This is a genomic window from Legionella sp. km772 (genome assembly GCF_003989735.1).
Lineage (GTDB): Bacteria > Pseudomonadota > Gammaproteobacteria > Legionellales > Legionellaceae > Legionella.
Genome location: NZ_RZGQ01000019.1, coordinates 1 through 15,727, shown reverse-complemented (window position 1 = coordinate 15,727; position 15,727 = coordinate 1). Strand labels below are relative to the sequence as shown.

The window sequence follows — 15,727 nt, the reverse complement described above, 5'->3', positions numbered from 1 at the left end:
CCTATGGCAACATGTTGTTGACAAGGAGCCAGGTAATGACAACAGTAGCTCAGTTTGAAATAAGCTATACTCAATTTTTAAATGAACAAGGGGAATTAGTCAGCGAACTACCTCCTATCGCTAATGATCATGTAACCTTGAAAAAACTCTATGAAGTAATGGTACTTACACGTACTTTCGATAAAAAAGCCATTGCCTTACAAAGAACAGGAAAAATGGGCACTTATGCCCCCATTAATGGACAGGAAGCAATCTCAACTGCTATTGGCCATGCAATGAAACCTGAAGATGTTTTTGTACCCTATTATAGAGATTATGCTGCGCAATTCCAACGTGGTGTGAAAATGTCTGAAATCCTGTCTTTTTGGGGAGGGGATGAGCGCGGTAGTAATTATTCATGTAACTCGAAAGACTTACCCATTTGTGTGCCTATCGCATCACAGTGCTTGCATGCAACGGGTGTTGCTTTTGCTTTCAAATACCGCAAGCAGGCTGCTGTTGCTGTGGTTTGTATTGGTGAAGGCGGTACTTCCGAGGGAGACTTCTATGAAGCAATTAACGTTGCAGGCACCTGGAATTTACCCGTAGTTTTTGTAGTAAATAATAATCAATGGGCCATTTCTGTACCTCGTGATAAGCAAACAGCTACTCAAACTATCGCCCAAAAAGCAATTGCTGCGGGCTTTAGTGGCTTACAAGTCGATGGAAACGATATATTAGCTACTCGACAAGTTATTGGCGATGCAATAGAAAAAGCTCGTTGTGGTAAAGGCCCAACTCTTATTGAAGCCTTGACCTATCGCTTGTGCGATCATACTACAGCCGATGATGCTACACGCTATCAACCCTCCACTGAAGTAGATGAGGCACGTCCCAAAGAACCTATTGCGCGGTTTAAGCATTTTTTAACTCAACAAAAAATTTGGACGGCAGATGATGAGGAAAGGCTGGTTATGGCTTGTTCAGAGCAGGTCGAGGCAGCAGTAGATGAATATTTAAACACTGTACCCCAACCAGTTAGCAGTATTTTTGATTATCATTACGCAGAATTACCTGAGTACTTAGTAGAGCAACGTGCAATTGCCATGGAGGAAGCAGCTCATGCCTGATATTACTTTAATTGAAGCGGTCACCCAGGCTTTAGCATACGAATTAGAACATGATGAAAATGTAGTGGTGTTCGGTGAAGACGTCGGAAAAAATGGCGGCGTATTTCGCGCTACTGTTAGTTTGCAAGAACGCTTTGGAGAGGAGCGTGTTTTTGATAGTCCTTTAGCTGAATCCATGATTGCAGGTCTTGCTATCGGCATGTCTACTCAAGGTTTAAAACCAGTGGCAGAGTTCCAATTTATGGGATTTATTTATCCTGCCATGAACCAAATAGTTTCTCACGCCGCTCGCATGCGTAATCGTACCCGAGGAAGACTACATTGCCCCCTCGTATTTCGCGCCCCGTTTGGTGGAGGGATTAGAGCTCCTGAACATCATTCAGAAAGTACTGAGGCCTTATTTGCCCATATTCCCGGTTTACAAGTGGTTATTCCCTCTTCGCCCAAGAGAGCTTATGGCCTATTATTAGCTGCCATGCGAAATCCTGATCCAGTTATATTTTTAGAACCCAAGCGAATTTATCGTCTGGTTAAACAACCCGTCGAAGATGATGGACAAGCCCTCCCCATAGGAAAGTGTTTTACTTTGCAAGAAGGTGACGATCTAACCTTAGTGAGTTGGGGGGCGAGCATGCATGAAACCTTACAAGCCGCAAAACAATTAGGCGATGAAGGTATTTCTTGTGAAATCATTGATGTGGCCACGATCAAACCATTGGATATTGAGACAATTTTAGCATCAGTGGAGAAAACTGGACGCTGTGTGATTGTGCATGAAGGTGCAAAGACCTGTGGCGTGGGCGCTGAAATATCTGCCCAAATTATGGAGCAATGCATGACTGATTTAATGGCGCCGGTTCAACGAGTTACAGGCTATGATACGGTTATGCCCTATTTCCAACTCGAAAAACAATATATACCCAGTGTCACTCGTATTAAAAACAGTGTTATGAGCATAATGGAGTAATAATGAATATTTTTAATCTACCTGATTTAGGTGAAGGATTACCTGATGCTGAAATTCATGAGTGGTTTGTTAAAGAAGGTGATGTCGTTAAAGCCGATCAGCCACTTGCTGCCATGGAAACCGCTAAAGCAGTGGTTGATGTTCCTTGCCCGCAAAGTGGTACTATCGTAAAGCTTTTTGGTAAACCTGGGGATGTTATTAAAACAGGGGAACCTTTAGTAGCTTTTGAGGCAACCACTACTAAACCTGCGGATAAAGGTACCGTTGTTGGTAATTTAGAAGAAAGCGCTGAGATGTTCGAAGATAATTTTACTATCGGTGTACAAAGCGCTTCCCATCGGCGCATTAAAGCCACCCCAGCAGTTAAGATGCTCGCTAAAAAGCTAAATGTCGACTTAAATACCATAAAAGCGACTGGTGAACATGGAGTTATTACACAACTCGACGTGCAGACCCAAGCGGAAAAAAATGCCCAACCTCCAGTTGGCTTTGAACCCTTGCGAGGCGTTAGGCGTGCTATGTTACACAGCATGGTTCAATCTCATCAGGAAGTTGTTCCTGTTAGCATCTTTGATGAAGCCGACATTCATGCTTGGCGGGAAGGCACTGATATTACCGCTCGTCTAATCAAATCGATTATTGATGCGTGTAAAGCGGAACCAGCCCTTAATGCTTGGTTTGATACACATCATTCAGCAAGACAATGCTTTGAAGAGGTGCATCTAGGTATAGCGATGGATAATGAAGATGGCTTATTTGTGCCAGTAATCCATGATGCCGGTAAATACTCTCCAAGTCAATTAAGGCAGATTATTAATGATTTTAAAAGAACAGTCGCTGATCGAACAGTCAGTGCTGATAAATTAAAAGGTGCAACTATTACCTTATCGAATTTTGGTAAATTCGCTGGACGGTTTGCAAGTCCAATTATTGTTCCTCCTATGGTTTGCATTATTGCTGTAGGAAAACTTTATAAAGCGGCAGTAGTAAATTCAAGTGGCCAGATTGAGGCACATAATACACTACCTTTATCATTAAGTTTTGATCACCGTGCCGTAACGGGTGGTGAAGCAACCCGCTTCTTAGGTGCAATGATAACCTCTCTGCAAAAAGATTAATAACCTTTTCCTGATTATAAATGTACTTTGCTCCCAAGGGCGAAGTACATTTAGTGCGTATTTTTAAGCTTTTCGTTGATAGGACCCTGCGTGAGGAGGGTAAGCTGTAGAAAATAATAATAATAATCGAGGCGAACGATGAATTAATTAAGATCAGTCTCACCGCTTTAATAAACGCAAAAAGGTTGCACATTTAATGGATTAAACTGCTTCTAGTAACTCGATGAAGGAAAATAATTTAAAAATTGCAGAGTTCGCTTCGGGAAAATCATTAGGATTTAAAAGCTCTTTAGAGATCCATTTAAGATCTAGTTGTCCTTCCAAACAGGATGCTGTACCAGAAAATTCGCTTACATGGAAAACAATTAGCTGGACTAATTTACCAGGGTATTGGTGATTAATTTCGCCTAATAATTGACATTTTTTGACTTCTAAACCTATCTCTTCTTTTATTTCTCTAACTAAAGCTTGTTCAGCAGATTCATTTGCTTCTAATTTTCCCCCTGGAAACTCCCAAAGCCCTCCTTGTGGGACATGAAGAGGACGTTGGGCAACGAGAACACGTTGCTCATTATCAGTAATAATGGCAACGGCTACTTTGATACTCATGCTAAACTACCATGGCAAGATTTATATTTTTTGCCTGAACCGCAGGGGCAAGGATCATTACGCCCTATTTTTTTCTCGTGGCGTCTGAAAGTTTGCTCTGCATTTTCCTCAGTTTCTGATGCGCTTTCATGAGTTAAACTCATTTTCTGAATTTGTTCAGCGCGTCTTTGCTCTTCAACAGCTTGAGCATCTTCCTGAGTTTGAATCTCTACCGATAGAATAAGCTTGGTCACTTCGTACTTCAAGGTATCAAGCATCATAGTAAATAAGGTGAACGCTTCTCTCTTATATTCTTGCTTAGGATCTTTCTGAGCATAACCACGCAAATGAATGCCTTGCCTTAACTGATCCATTGCAGCTAAATGCTCACGCCAATGATTGTCTAAAGTTTGTAAAATAACCGATTTCTCAAACTGTGACATAATTTCGCGTGTTGTTTTTGCGACTTTTTCATAGTAATGAGCATTAGTTAGTTCTAACACTTTCTCTTTAATTTGCTCCGGCTGAATGGTATGGTCATTCTCAATCCATTCGGCAATGTCTACTTTAACCTTAAATTCATCGGCTAAAACTTCGCTTAATACCTTAGGCTCCCACTGATCTTCAAGACTTTGAGGGGGTATATAAGTATCTACCAATCCTGAAATCACCTCTTCTCTCATCATGGCAATTACTTCTTCCGTGTTCTCAATTTCCATCATTGAAGCACGCTGCGTATAAATTACTTGCCGTTGATCATTGGCTACATTGTCATAATCTAAAAGTTGCTTTCTTACATCAAAATGATGTCCCTCTAATTTCCGTTGTGCATTCTCAATCGCTTTTGTTACTAAACTATGCTCAATAGGCTCACCAGGTTTCATTCCTAAGCGACGCATCATATTAGCAACCCGCTCTGAAGCAAATATACGCATTAAATTATCTTCTAAAGATAAATAAAAGCGGCTGCTTCCCACATCGCCTTGACGACCAGAACGACCACGTAATTGATTATCTATACGACGAGACTCATGACGTTCTGAACCAACAATACGTAAACCACCGGAAGCAAGAACTTCATCGTGACGTTTTTGCCACTCGGCTTTTAAGGCATCTTTCTGCTCTTGACTAGCATCTTCAGGTAAATGGGCTAAATCAGCAGATAAACTTCCGCCAAGCACAATATCTGTTCCACGGCCAGCCATATTAGTAGCAATAGTCACAGCACCAGGTCGACCAGCCTCCGCAACAATCTGCGCTTCACTTTCATGAAACTTAGCATTTAACACTTGGTGCTTAATTTGAGCTTTTTGCAATAATTGACTTAAAAGTTCAGAAGCCTCAATTGATGCTGTACCCACTAATACCGGTTGTTTACGGGTTGCGCAATCACGAATGTCTTCAATAATCGCTTGGTATTTATCCATTTGAGTTAAGTAAACCAAATCAGGCTCGTCTTTTCTCATCATTTGCTTATTAGTTGGGATTACTACTACTTCTAAATTATAAATTTGCTGGAATTCATAGGCCTCAGTATCTGCAGTACCGGTCATACCCGATAGCTTGTTATACATCCTAAAGAAATTCTGGAAGGTAATTGACGCTAAAGTTTGGTTTTCATTTTGAATAGCCACCCCTTCTTTAGCTTCGACCGCTTGGTGTAAACCCTCTGACCAACGACGACCGGGCATAGTACGTCCAGTGTGCTCATCAACAATGACTACTTGCTTGTCTTTAACAATGTAGTCGACATCACGATGAAACATAGCATGCGCTTTTAACGCAGCATTCACATGGTGCATCAACATGATGTTACTAGCATGATATAAACTCTCACCAGGCTCGAGTAATTTAGCATTAGTTAATAGTTCTTCTATATGGATATGACCTGCGTCGGTGAGATGAGCTTGTTTTTGCTTCTCATCAATAGTGTAATCCCCACCATCGCCCTCTTCTTCTTGTTTTTTAAGTTCGGGGATAAGTTTATTAATTTTTATATAGAGCTCAGAACTATCTTCAGCGGCTCCAGAAATGATAAGTGGCGTTCGCGCCTCATCAATTAAGATAGAATCTACTTCATCGACAATAGCGAAATTAAGCTCACGCTGTACCTTATCCGCTAAACTGAAAGCCATATTATCGCGCAAGTAATCAAAACCGTACTCATTGTTAGTTCCATAAACAATATCTGAGCGATAGGCTGCTTGTTTCTCTGCATGTCCCATATCAGGATAAATAACGCCGACGCTAAGCCCAAGAAATTCAAATACGGGCTTCATCCATTGGCTATCACGCTTGGCTAAATAATCGTTTACTGTGACAACGTGAACTCCGCGTCCACTAATTGCATTAAGATAGGCTGGCAATGTAGCTACTAAGGTTTTACCTTCCCCAGTACGCATTTCGGCAATATTCCCTTCATGCAATACCATACCGCCAATTAACTGCACATCAAAATGACGAAGACCTAAAGTACGGACAGACACCTCTCTAACCGTTGCAAAAGCCTCGGCTAGTAACTCATCAAGGCTTTCCCCTTCAGCAAAACGGGCTTTAAACTGTGCAGTTTTGGCTGCTAGTTCGGCATCTGTTAATGCCTTCATTTCAGGTTCAAAAGCATTAATAGCCATTACTGCCTTTTCCATTCGCCGTAATGTACGCTCATTTCGGCTTCCAAACATTTTCTTAATTAACGTATTCAGCATGGCTTAGATAATCCTCTGGATGTTCTAAATAACAAATGCATTAATGTACTAGAAATCACTACAAAATGCCATGGATACCTGTAGTTTTGTGCATGAATAAAACAAGAATAAATCGGAAATGGCTATTAAATGACTCCATTGCCATTTATAAGGGCATGAGCACTGAGAAAACTAAATTAATTGGCCTTAAAAATAAAATAAACCGCACCTAAAATACAAAAACCTGCCCATAAATAATTAAGCGTGATTTTCTGGTGCATGTAGAACATGGCAAAAGGGACAAAAACCGATAAGCTAATGACCTCTTGAATAATTTTTAATTGTGACAAAGAAAAATGTGCCTGAGTAAAACCAATCCTATTAGCCGGTATTTGAAGCATGTATTCAAAGAAAGCAATCAGCCAGCTAACAATAATCACAAACAAAATAGGCTTATTCGAAAAAGCTCTCAAATGACCATACCAAGCAAAAGTCATAAAAGCGTTAGAACAAATCAATAAAAAAATAGTGATTAAGGAATTAGTCATCTACATGTACTCTCTGGTAAACGTTCAAACTCACTAAGATAATCCATGAGATCATCTAACAATAATAAGTCCTTGGTTTGCAAGAGCACCATTAATTTTTTTTTCCATTGATTTGCGCCAGGGATGCCATGCGCTAAATTAAAAATGGGCTTCACTAATAAACTTAGTGCAGCTCCACTGTGATATTCATCCAGCATATAATGTTTATAACGCCTGAATAATTCGCCGCGAGATAAAAGCGGGCTATTGGGGTATAAAGCATGATGAATGCGGGCAATTTGATAAGAATTGTCGCAGGCTAGACGCCCTAACATGACCCCGTCCACGTACTTCAAATGCTCTTGGATTTCTTCAAGTTTAGTGATATTCCCATTAATTATAATGGGAATATGGGGAAGTTCCTCTTTGATTTTATAAACATAATCATAATGAACGGGTGGAATAGTCCTATTCTGCTTGGGATTTAAGCCATTTAGCCATGCTTTTCGCGCATGAATAATTAATTTATCACTTCCTGCCTCTACTAAGCGCAAGGCAAATGCCCTAAAAAACTCATAACTATCCTGATGATCTATGCCAATTCTTGTTTTACTCGTAACGGGTATAGTAACCGCTTGTTTTATTGCCCGGATACACTCCACAACATGCTCAGGCTCCTTCATTAAACAAGCGCCAAAGCGTCCTGCTTGTACTCTATCGCTAGGACAGCCTAGGTTAAGATTCACCTCATCATACCCCTCCTCTTGAGCTTTAAGCGCACTTTCGGCTAGGGCTTTTTTATCCGAACCGCCTAATTGGAGGGCTAAGGGATGTTCTACAGGATTATATTTTAGAGCGCGCAGAGGATTGTTGGTTATCGCACCGGTTGTTTGCATTTCCGTGTAAAGCAAAGCCTCAGGGGCTAAATAACGCATCCAAACACGAAATTGACTGTAGGTCCAGTCAATCATAGGAGCAATAGATAATAAAGCGGTTGCAACAGTCACTTTTTAATACATGCAAAAGGCCAGATTATACCCTAAATCCAGCCTTTATTCAAAAACACTTAACTTAGGCTACTAATTATTAATCTCAAGCAATGATTCTTGGGCATGCATTGCTTGAATTAATAATTGGAGTTTAGTACGTCCTTGAAAAAAATTAATATCCAATTTATAAGCTGCGTGAACATAGCGCGCTCTGTAATTAGGCCATGATTTCAAATCAACATTAAACGCAATAGCGTCTACTGACTGGCCTCCTTCTTTGGGAACTAAGGTCATTTTCAAATGATTTTGCCCCACAATTCTTTGATCGAGAATTTCAAATAGGTTGTTAAATACCGGCTCAGCAAACTGTTGTCCCCACGGCCCAGCCTGATTGATTAATTGAGCTGTATCAAGACTAAATTCATTGGGCTGTAAAGGGCCATCTGTTAAGAGCTCTCCTTCACATTGTGATAAGTCGAGATGCTTGCTAACTTCTGCAATAAAAGCTTGACGGAAATCACCAAGTACTGCCGCACGAATACTTAATCCTGCAGCCATAGCATGACCACCAAACTTTGTAATTAAACCAGGGTAGTCTTTATCCACTGCAGCTAAGACATCTCTAATATTTAAATCGGGCACCGAGCGCGCCGACCCTTTTAATTCGTCATATTCAACTGAAGCAAACGCTATAACCGGTCGGTGATATTTATCTTTTATTCGTCCAGCTAGAATACCGATAACACCTTGATGCCAGGTTTTATCATGCAGACAAAGGGCAATGGGAAGGTGATTGTTATAATCAGAATTGATAGATAACTTATCTAAGGCAAGTAAAGCTTGCTCTTTCATTTCTGTCTCTATCTGTTTACGTTCCTCGTTTAATTCATCTAATTGCTTGGTATAAATACGGGCTTGTTCTTTGCTTTCAGTAATAAGGCATTCAATTCCTAAAGCCATATCATCAAGTCGACCAGCAGCATTTAGGCGAGGAGCCACAGCAAAACCTAAATCAGATTCACGTAGCTTAGAACATTCTCTATTAGCAATTTCGATTAGGGCTTTAATGCCTTCACGGCACAGTCCTTGACGAATACGCAACATCCCTTGATTAACCATTATTCTATTGTTTTGATCCAAGCCTACGACATCTGCAACCGTGCCTAAGGCGACTAAGTCGAGAAAACTAGCCATATTAGGTTCGGGAATATTCATTTGGGAAAACCATTGGGTATTAACAAGATGGCGGCGCAATGCAAGCATGACGTAAAAAATAACCCCCACACCTGCAATGGATTTACTAGGAAAGAGGCAGCCAAGCTGATTAGGATTAACAATAGCGCAAGCATTCGGAAGAACCTCCGCTGGTAAATGGTGGTCAGTGATGAGGACATCAATATTTAACTGATTCGCCCGCTCGACTCCATCCACGCTGGCAATACCGTTATCAACGGTAATAATTAAATGAGGTTGCCATTGGCTGGCTACATCCACAATAGAGGGAGTCAAGCCATAACCAAACTCAAAGCGATTAGGTACTAAATAATCAACATAAGCAGCCCCCATGCTCCGCAAAGCGGTAACCGCTAAGGCCGTAGAAGTTGCTCCATCAGCATCAAAATCGCCAATAATGAGTATCCGCTCTTGTTGACGCAGGGCTTGCTCTAAACGAGCACAGGCTAAATCAATTCCTTTAAGGGTATGAAAAGGCAGTAAGGTCTGTAACTGTTTATCAAGTTGTGACTCGTCTGTGATACCCCGAGTCGCATAAATACGTTGTAAAAAGGCGGGAATATGGGTTTTGTTTAAATCATGATTTGGAACGTGGCGTTGTTTAATGCGCATGTACAAAGGTTCTCCACAATCGAGTTAACCAAGAAGCAGGAGAATATGCATAAGCCTGATTATTCCAATACCAGCAAACTTCTCTTTTTTCTAATTGTTCTTGGTGAGTTTTATTTAGGACTGATATATCGCTCAACAATAACAGATCGCAGTGGTTTAAGGAACTACTAGCCTCATATAAACTTACATCCGTGGAGCATAATTGTGCTATTTCAAAAAAAGAGGAGTCGGTGATGATTTTAGTATTCTTTTTCTCACCTAATAACCCGCCACCCCACAACCAAACGCCATTAATCACAGGCTGATTATTAAGAGTAGAAAAAAACATTTGGCTTTCGGTGAGAAATTTTTGCCAATACATCGTGTCATCCATTGCAGCAAGTTCAAACATTAAGGGTTTATTCAAAATCTGATGAATGGGCTTGGTCTTTAAAAGAGAGTTATGCGTTGAAGAAACTAACCAAATATGCTCATCATGATAATAAAGAGCCATGCTATTTTGCCTTAAATGAGCAGAAAACCGGTGAAAAATGGTTTCTAGCTCTGATTTATCTAACCCAAGCTCCTTTCCAAAAGCAATAATAGCTACATTGTTATGTGATGCCTGCCAGTGGGCAGGATTTAAAATTAACCAATCCCCTTCAAGTTGATGATATTGCGCAAGCAAGGCAGCTAAAGGAGGGTTCTCCGTATCATAATCTAGACAGCTTAATAAATTGAGTAAGGCGCTCCCCTGGGAAACAAGAGTTTTTGCTTCCCCAGGACTCGTGAGACTATCAGCATTAATAATAACATCCATGATGTTTATACAGCCTTTAATAGGCCATCTCTTTTAAACAAAGCCTTTAAATTTCTTAATGCTTGTCGAGTTCGATCCTTATTTTCAATCAAACCGAAGCGGACATAAGCATCACCTTGTTGGCCAAAACCAATGCCAGGAGAAACAGCGACTTGAGCTTCTTTTAAAAGATATTTACTAAATTCTAAGGAGCCCATAGAACGATAATGTTCTGGAATAGGTGCCCAAACAAACATAGTGGCTTTGGGTCTGTCTACCTGCCAACCAAGTTCATTTAAACCATCACATAATAAATTGCGCCGTTTTTCATACATCTCTCGGATTTCTTTAACACAATCGTCAGGTCCTTCTAGGGCAGTAATAGCCGCAACTTGAATAGGAGTAAACGTACCATAATCTAAATAAGATTTGATCCGAGTCAAAGCAGCGACTAACTCTTCATTACCACATGCAAAACCAACCCGCCAACCAGGCATATTATAGGATTTAGACATAGAATAGGTCTCAATGGCTATATCAATCGCCCCAGGAACTTGCAAAATAGAAGGCGCTTTATAACCGTCGAATACAATATCGGCATAAGCTAAATCATGGATAATCCAAATTTTATGTTTTTTAGCCAAGGCCACTACTTCTTCAAAAAAGGCATAATCCACACAATGAGTACTTGGATTGGCGGGAAAATTAATCACTAAAGCTTTAGGCTTTGGCCAAGTTTGATTAATGGCCTCTTCTACAGCAGCCAAAAATTGCATTTCGTCAATTAAAGGAATTTGTTTTACATTTGCTCCAGCAATAATAAAACCATAAGTATGTATGGGGTAAGCGGGATCAGGCACTAAAACAGTATCGCCTGGGCCGCTAATTGCTAAAGCTAAATGGGCGAGCCCCTCTTTAGAGCCTATAGTGGTTAATATCTGGGTTTCACTGTTTAAGTGTACGTTATAGTTTCTTTGGTACCAAGCTGCCATAGCTCGCCGCAACCGAGGTATTCCTTTTGACATTGAATAGCGGTGGGTATCCGGCCGTTGAGCAACCTCTATTAATTTATTTACTATATGCGGAGGGGTTGGTTGGTCTGGATTTCCCATGCCAAAATCAATAATATCCTCTCCACGTGCTCGTGCTTCACTTTTTAATTGATTAAGTGTATTAAAAACATAAGGCGGTAAACGTTTGATACGTGGAAATTGACTCATAATATTGACCTCTGTGATATACTCATAAAAACCTCAAGGTGAGGCTACCCTCACTATAACCTAATGAGTGCTCTAAAACCATGCATATTAGCTTAGAAACACCAGAACAACATGCCATTCAAGCCTACAGTGATAACCAAATTCAGATTAACTCCACTGTTTATGAACATAATCTTATTGTTTCAAAACAAGAAATCATTGTCGAAACAACACTCCGCTCGATAAATGGAATTGATGACGCCTATCTTAAACTCCTTTTAAAGCATAAACCAGAGATAATCATTATTGGCCATAAGGACAACACGCTACTACCACCAGTCAAGCTCACCGCAGAATTATCTCAACAAGGGATAGGCATTGAATTTATGTCTATAGGGGCGGCATGTCGTACTTATAATGTATTACTAAGTGAGTTAAGAGCGGTAGTTTTAGGAATACTATTGAATTAAGTTCAGGCAAAAGCCATATAGTAAGTCTTATAGTTTTTTAGATTGGGGATAGATTTCTGATTTTGCCGGAATGGCGATGAAAGAGCTGTGAGGAATTACCATTCACAGCTCTAAGTTGATTTTATCGCCCCAAGCTAAAAGGAGAAGATTTATGCTCTGCCTCATGCTCTATATGCTCTAGTGCTGATTTTTCCTGGCTGCTTGAGGTGCTAAGCCCATGTGCTTGCAGCAATTCTACCATCCGAGTTTTGTCCGCAGCACTCATCGCACTTCCTGAGACTGCACCAAGAAGTTCCGAATTAGCCTTTAAGCTAGGCTTGGCTTGAAAAACTTGAGCTAAAACTTGAGGATTAGCAGATAAGATTGCATGCCGGATAGAATTATAAGTAGGAGCTACTTCAGCGAGAAAATAATTCAGCTCTGGTCCTTCAAAATCACCCGACCATAAGGCCATATTTAATACCTCTGAATCCATGGTAATATTAAACTCTTTTAATTTAGAAAGAACTTTTTTGGATCCCAACAAAGCAGCTAAGATTAAGCATTCTTTGAGGATTTCATAATGTTTATCATTGTCACTATCTAAATTTCTAGTTAGATTTGAAAAAGCTGCTTGATTATCTTCTAACAAAGCGTGGACAAAGGATTTATTAGCATCGTTTTTAACAAAGAAATGGGTGTGCATGGGTAATAAAGAGCCCTTTAACGCATTTTTCAAACGCAGATCATAGGTCGCGATATTTCTTAATGCTTCGGTACCTGTTTCAGGGGCTGACTCTGCAATATCCATGGTCGAATCTGCGGTTCCTGAACTAGCTTGTGTTGCTGCCGTTGATCTGGGTTCAGAAAAAAACTTACTTGCATTGTGACCCATAATGTCCTTCCTTATAAATTAAGCGTTAATATATAGAACTTACCATACTCTAATTTGAACCAATAAGAAACACTTTTCTTATTTTTTTATCATTTAAGATAAGTTATTTACTTTAGTACCATTCTCTACTTCTGAAGTCTTAACTAAGGTTATAGGCGCCGAACTTCTTGTTTCAGAAGCAAAAAAGCCTATTTCGGTAACCGTAGGTTTAGAAATATCTCTCATAATCGGATTTAGATTATTATAAAAATCGCTCACAAAATCATGGGCACCTGTTGGGGTGGCATCTAATATTTTTGCTAAAGAAGGATACTTGTTGTAAACATTAATCCGTATAGCTTCGATAGCCGTTAAAAATTTACTAACATTAATTCCAGTGTAGCAAGTAATATCGGACTCACCATTGCAGCATGCAAATAATTTCTTATGATTACTTTTCAATCCTAGCAAATCAGTTTTTAAATAGTTCACAAAGGGCGAGTCTTCAACTTCGGATGCTTCACTTAAAAAGGCATCAACAAAGTCTTTCACTTTTAAAATATGAGCCTTATAGGTTTTGAAATCACGTAAATTAGCACAAGCCTCTTGTTCTTTTGCTACGCGTCCGCCAATCCAGGTATTTTGTTTTTCAACAATGGCATCTAAAAGGGCACGCGAATGAGCATGAAATTTCTCTAGGTCATGAGCAATTCCATGAGTAGCACTTTGTCTATCAATCAAAAATTGTTCAAAATTCCTTACTTCTCTTATCCCCGTTTGCGCCCCAGAGCCGGTGGTATATAAAGGATTTTTGCGCGCATCACCCATAAAGAAAATAGCACCTATATCCTCTTCATCACTTAAGTCCCCACAAGGAATTAAGGTTTTATTTAAATCACCTAGTTCCAGATCGAACACTGAAGTTTTTAATAATGCTTTTTTCTTACCGTATGCTGTTCTCATATCACATTCGATCTCGGTAATTCCCTCCAAATAATCTGCGGGTAATTGATCCAACATCATTAGTTTTGCATACTCTTGCGCTTTTTCTTTAGGTAACTCACTAGGCATTTCTACCCCGATATAAATTACATCGCGAGTCGCAAATACTTGTGAATAAGGTCTCGTATTTCCCTTCCACCCATATTCCCTTAAGGTTCCCATCGAACATGGTTTAATGATGCGCTCTGGAGCTTTTTTAGTGGGAGCCATAACTACAGGCTCAGGAACACCAGTATCTTCAGAGGCTCGAACTTTTAATACCGAGCAAGCACGTGGAGTGGTGCCTTCAGGAATTTTAAAGGTTGCCACAACATGGCGTTTATGTTGGAGTGGCTTCTGAGTTTCATCAAAGATAAGCTCTTCCTCGCCTAAGGCCTTTGCAATACTGCGCTTTGCACCATCAGCAGCTACTAAGTTATTAAATTTCAAAGCTATATTATGAACTTTACCATCCCTCTCACCATTCATACCTTCAGCTTTTACAAGAATGGTTTTTTCTCTTTTATTAATTTTAATTACATCAGCACTGTCTTCATGAGCAGCAATTTTTTTCGTGTCGATAATATCGTAATCAACACCCTCCTCATACTGTTCAGTTAAAGCAGCATAAGCTAAACGTTCTAAATCACCGGTAGTGATAAAATAACCATGGGGTTTTAAAGGATTATCCTCGTCATAGTCACCGTCTTCCGTAATAGCAAGTTCGCTGCGATATTGAGTCATCAACTCTTTACCCACTAAGCCTTCTATAAAATCATAAACATCTTGTTGAATCCATAGTACTTGTTCACGAACACCAAGCTCATCTCGTCTATCCGCCAATAAGGCTACGACATCGGTTGATGAGGCGTGTTTTAAAGCTGCTAAAGTAGACAATAGACCTACTGGACCAGAACCAACAATTACAGAGCTGTACTCTAATACGTCTTCTACTTGAGTTTCGATTTTACCTTGCATATTTATTCTCACTACAGTCAAGTTAGCAAGTAATTATACATGGAGAACATTAAGGGAGCATTATGAACTTAATTTATCTTGTTTTTTTTGAAAAGATAAGTCCCTAGCAAAGACTAGGGACTCATTCAAATAGTTTTATGGACGTGGAGCACTTCCTGCACCGGCGCTTGGTGCGGTCATGCTACTTTCTAACAAAGAAGCCAAACGGGTCTTTAGCTCAGGGTTAGTTTGCGCTAAAGTATGTATCCGTTTTCCTTCTGGGGCGACTCCAGTTTCAGCAATGCGATCAAAGATGGGCATATTGTTTTGTGCTGCAGCTTGAGTTAGATGCTCACTGCCAAATTTAAGATGGGCATTTTCACTCATTAGATCATTTACTACAGCTAATTTATCTGATTTCACAGCGTAACGGATGGAACCATAACTCACATGGAAGTCATGAACTAAGTCCCTCAAAACATTCTGTGCTAAATAGCCTGATAGCAGCGCAATATTTATCGTATCATTATCAATAGTAAAGTGATATAGGCGCGGATTTTTAGACGAAAAAAAGGTATTTTTAAGAGCTATTCTTCTAATATAAGAGGGGAATAGAATGACCAAAAAGCGAAATTATTACACTGCATCAAAAAAATCAAAAA

At 39.9% G+C, this 15,727-nt stretch carries 14 protein-coding genes; 4 read left to right on the top strand and 10 right to left on the bottom strand.

Annotation, left to right across the window (positions count from 1 at the left end):
* The first annotated feature begins 35 nt into the window (after window positions 1-35).
* The 3 genes from pdhA to ELY15_RS03990 are packed head-to-tail and all read left to right on the top strand — an operon-like array spanning window position 36 to window position 3,194.
* Window positions 36-1,109, top strand: coding sequence for a pyruvate dehydrogenase (acetyl-transferring) E1 component subunit alpha (gene pdhA, locus ELY15_RS04000; protein ID WP_199744157.1), 1,074 nt, complete (start codon window positions 36-38; stop codon window positions 1,107-1,109).
* Window positions 1,102-2,076 carry an alpha-ketoacid dehydrogenase subunit beta gene (locus ELY15_RS03995; protein ID WP_127098362.1) on the top strand — a complete coding sequence of 325 codons (975 nt, stop codon included), beginning with the start codon at window positions 1,102-1,104 and terminating at the stop codon, window positions 2,074-2,076. The genes pdhA and ELY15_RS03995 overlap by 8 nt, the downstream gene beginning before the upstream one ends.
* 2 nt (window positions 2,077-2,078) lie before the next feature.
* Window positions 2,079-3,194, top strand: a complete 1,116-nt coding sequence (locus ELY15_RS03990) for a dihydrolipoamide acetyltransferase family protein (protein WP_127098361.1) — start codon at window positions 2,079-2,081, stop codon at window positions 3,192-3,194.
* Window positions 3,195-3,395: 201 nt separating this feature from the next.
* Here ELY15_RS03990 and mutT read toward each other — a convergent pair whose 3' ends face one another.
* The 7 genes from mutT to alaC form a co-directional block, all read right to left on the bottom strand.
* A complete protein-coding gene (mutT, locus tag ELY15_RS03985) occupies window positions 3,396-3,803 on the bottom strand; it encodes an 8-oxo-dGTP diphosphatase MutT (protein WP_127098360.1) in 408 nt (135 codons plus the stop codon).
* On the bottom strand, window positions 3,800-6,487 hold the full coding sequence (gene secA / locus ELY15_RS03980; protein WP_127098359.1) for a preprotein translocase subunit SecA: 2,688 nt from the start codon (window positions 6,485-6,487) through the stop codon (window positions 3,800-3,802). The genes mutT and secA overlap by 4 nt, the downstream gene beginning before the upstream one ends.
* Before the next feature lie 176 nt (window positions 6,488-6,663).
* Window positions 6,664-7,014 (bottom strand): DMT family protein, encoded by a 351-nt coding sequence (locus tag ELY15_RS03975; protein WP_127098358.1) that lies wholly within the window; start codon window positions 7,012-7,014, stop codon window positions 6,664-6,666.
* A complete protein-coding gene (gene dusA / locus ELY15_RS03970; protein WP_233586507.1) occupies window positions 7,011-7,928 on the bottom strand; it encodes a tRNA dihydrouridine(20/20a) synthase DusA in 918 nt (305 codons plus the stop codon). The genes ELY15_RS03975 and dusA overlap by 4 nt, the downstream gene beginning before the upstream one ends.
* Window positions 7,929-8,072: 144 nt before the next feature.
* Window positions 8,073-9,827 (bottom strand): single-stranded-DNA-specific exonuclease RecJ, encoded by a 1,755-nt coding sequence (recJ, locus tag ELY15_RS03965; protein WP_127098357.1) that lies wholly within the window; start codon window positions 9,825-9,827, stop codon window positions 8,073-8,075.
* On the bottom strand, window positions 9,817-10,626 hold the full coding sequence (locus ELY15_RS03960) for a hypothetical protein (protein ID WP_127098356.1): 810 nt from the start codon (window positions 10,624-10,626) through the stop codon (window positions 9,817-9,819). The genes recJ and ELY15_RS03960 overlap by 11 nt, the downstream gene beginning before the upstream one ends.
* Window positions 10,627-10,631: 5 nt before the next feature.
* Window positions 10,632-11,825, bottom strand: a complete 1,194-nt coding sequence (alaC, locus tag ELY15_RS03955) for an alanine transaminase (RefSeq protein ID WP_127098355.1) — start codon at window positions 11,823-11,825, stop codon at window positions 10,632-10,634.
* An 80-nt stretch (window positions 11,826-11,905) separates the two neighbouring features.
* Between alaC and ELY15_RS03950 the strand changes: the two genes are divergently transcribed.
* Window positions 11,906-12,274, top strand: coding sequence for an Mth938-like domain-containing protein (locus ELY15_RS03950; RefSeq protein WP_127098354.1), 369 nt, complete (start codon window positions 11,906-11,908; stop codon window positions 12,272-12,274).
* A 121-nt stretch (window positions 12,275-12,395) separates the two neighbouring features.
* On the opposite strand, the gene ELY15_RS03945 is transcribed toward ELY15_RS03950, so the two are convergent.
* The 3 genes from ELY15_RS03945 to ELY15_RS03935 form a co-directional block, all read right to left on the bottom strand.
* A complete protein-coding gene (locus ELY15_RS03945; RefSeq protein WP_127098353.1) occupies window positions 12,396-13,148 on the bottom strand; it encodes a hypothetical protein in 753 nt (250 codons plus the stop codon).
* 93 nt (window positions 13,149-13,241) lie between these two features.
* Entirely contained in the window at window positions 13,242-15,086 is a 1,845-nt protein-coding gene (locus ELY15_RS03940; RefSeq protein ID WP_127098352.1) for a hypothetical protein, read from the bottom strand.
* 135 nt (window positions 15,087-15,221) lie between these two features.
* Window positions 15,222-15,689, bottom strand: a complete 468-nt coding sequence (locus tag ELY15_RS03935; RefSeq protein ID WP_127098351.1) for a hypothetical protein — start codon at window positions 15,687-15,689, stop codon at window positions 15,222-15,224.
* Window positions 15,690-15,727: the final 38 nt, after the last annotated feature.

Bases quoted from the DNA above. Each gene is read 5' to 3' on its own strand.
- pdhA (WP_199744157.1), top strand. From the start codon at position 36: ATGACAACAGTAGCTCAGTTTGAAATAAGCTATACTCAATTTTTAAAT.
- ELY15_RS03995 (WP_127098362.1), top strand. From the start codon at position 1,102: ATGCCTGATATTACTTTAATTGAAGCGGTCACCCAGGCTTTAGCATAC.
- ELY15_RS03990 (WP_127098361.1), top strand. From the start codon at position 2,079: ATGAATATTTTTAATCTACCTGATTTAGGTGAAGGATTACCTGATGCT.
- mutT (WP_127098360.1), bottom strand. From the start codon at position 3,803: ATGAGTATCAAAGTAGCCGTTGCCATTATTACTGATAATGAGCAACGT.
- secA (WP_127098359.1), bottom strand. From the start codon at position 6,487: ATGCTGAATACGTTAATTAAGAAAATGTTTGGAAGCCGAAATGAGCGT.
- ELY15_RS03975 (WP_127098358.1), bottom strand. From the start codon at position 7,014: ATGACTAATTCCTTAATCACTATTTTTTTATTGATTTGTTCTAACGCT.
- dusA (WP_233586507.1), bottom strand. From the start codon at position 7,928: ATGCGTTATTTAGCCCCTGAGGCTTTGCTTTACACGGAAATGCAAACA.
- recJ (WP_127098357.1), bottom strand. From the start codon at position 9,827: ATGCGCATTAAACAACGCCACGTTCCAAATCATGATTTAAACAAAACC.
- ELY15_RS03960 (WP_127098356.1), bottom strand. From the start codon at position 10,626: ATGGATGTTATTATTAATGCTGATAGTCTCACGAGTCCTGGGGAAGCA.
- alaC (WP_127098355.1), bottom strand. From the start codon at position 11,825: ATGAGTCAATTTCCACGTATCAAACGTTTACCGCCTTATGTTTTTAAT.
- ELY15_RS03950 (WP_127098354.1), top strand. From the start codon at position 11,906: ATGCATATTAGCTTAGAAACACCAGAACAACATGCCATTCAAGCCTAC.
- ELY15_RS03945 (WP_127098353.1), bottom strand. From the start codon at position 13,148: ATGGGTCACAATGCAAGTAAGTTTTTTTCTGAACCCAGATCAACGGCA.
- ELY15_RS03940 (WP_127098352.1), bottom strand. From the start codon at position 15,086: ATGCAAGGTAAAATCGAAACTCAAGTAGAAGACGTATTAGAGTACAGC.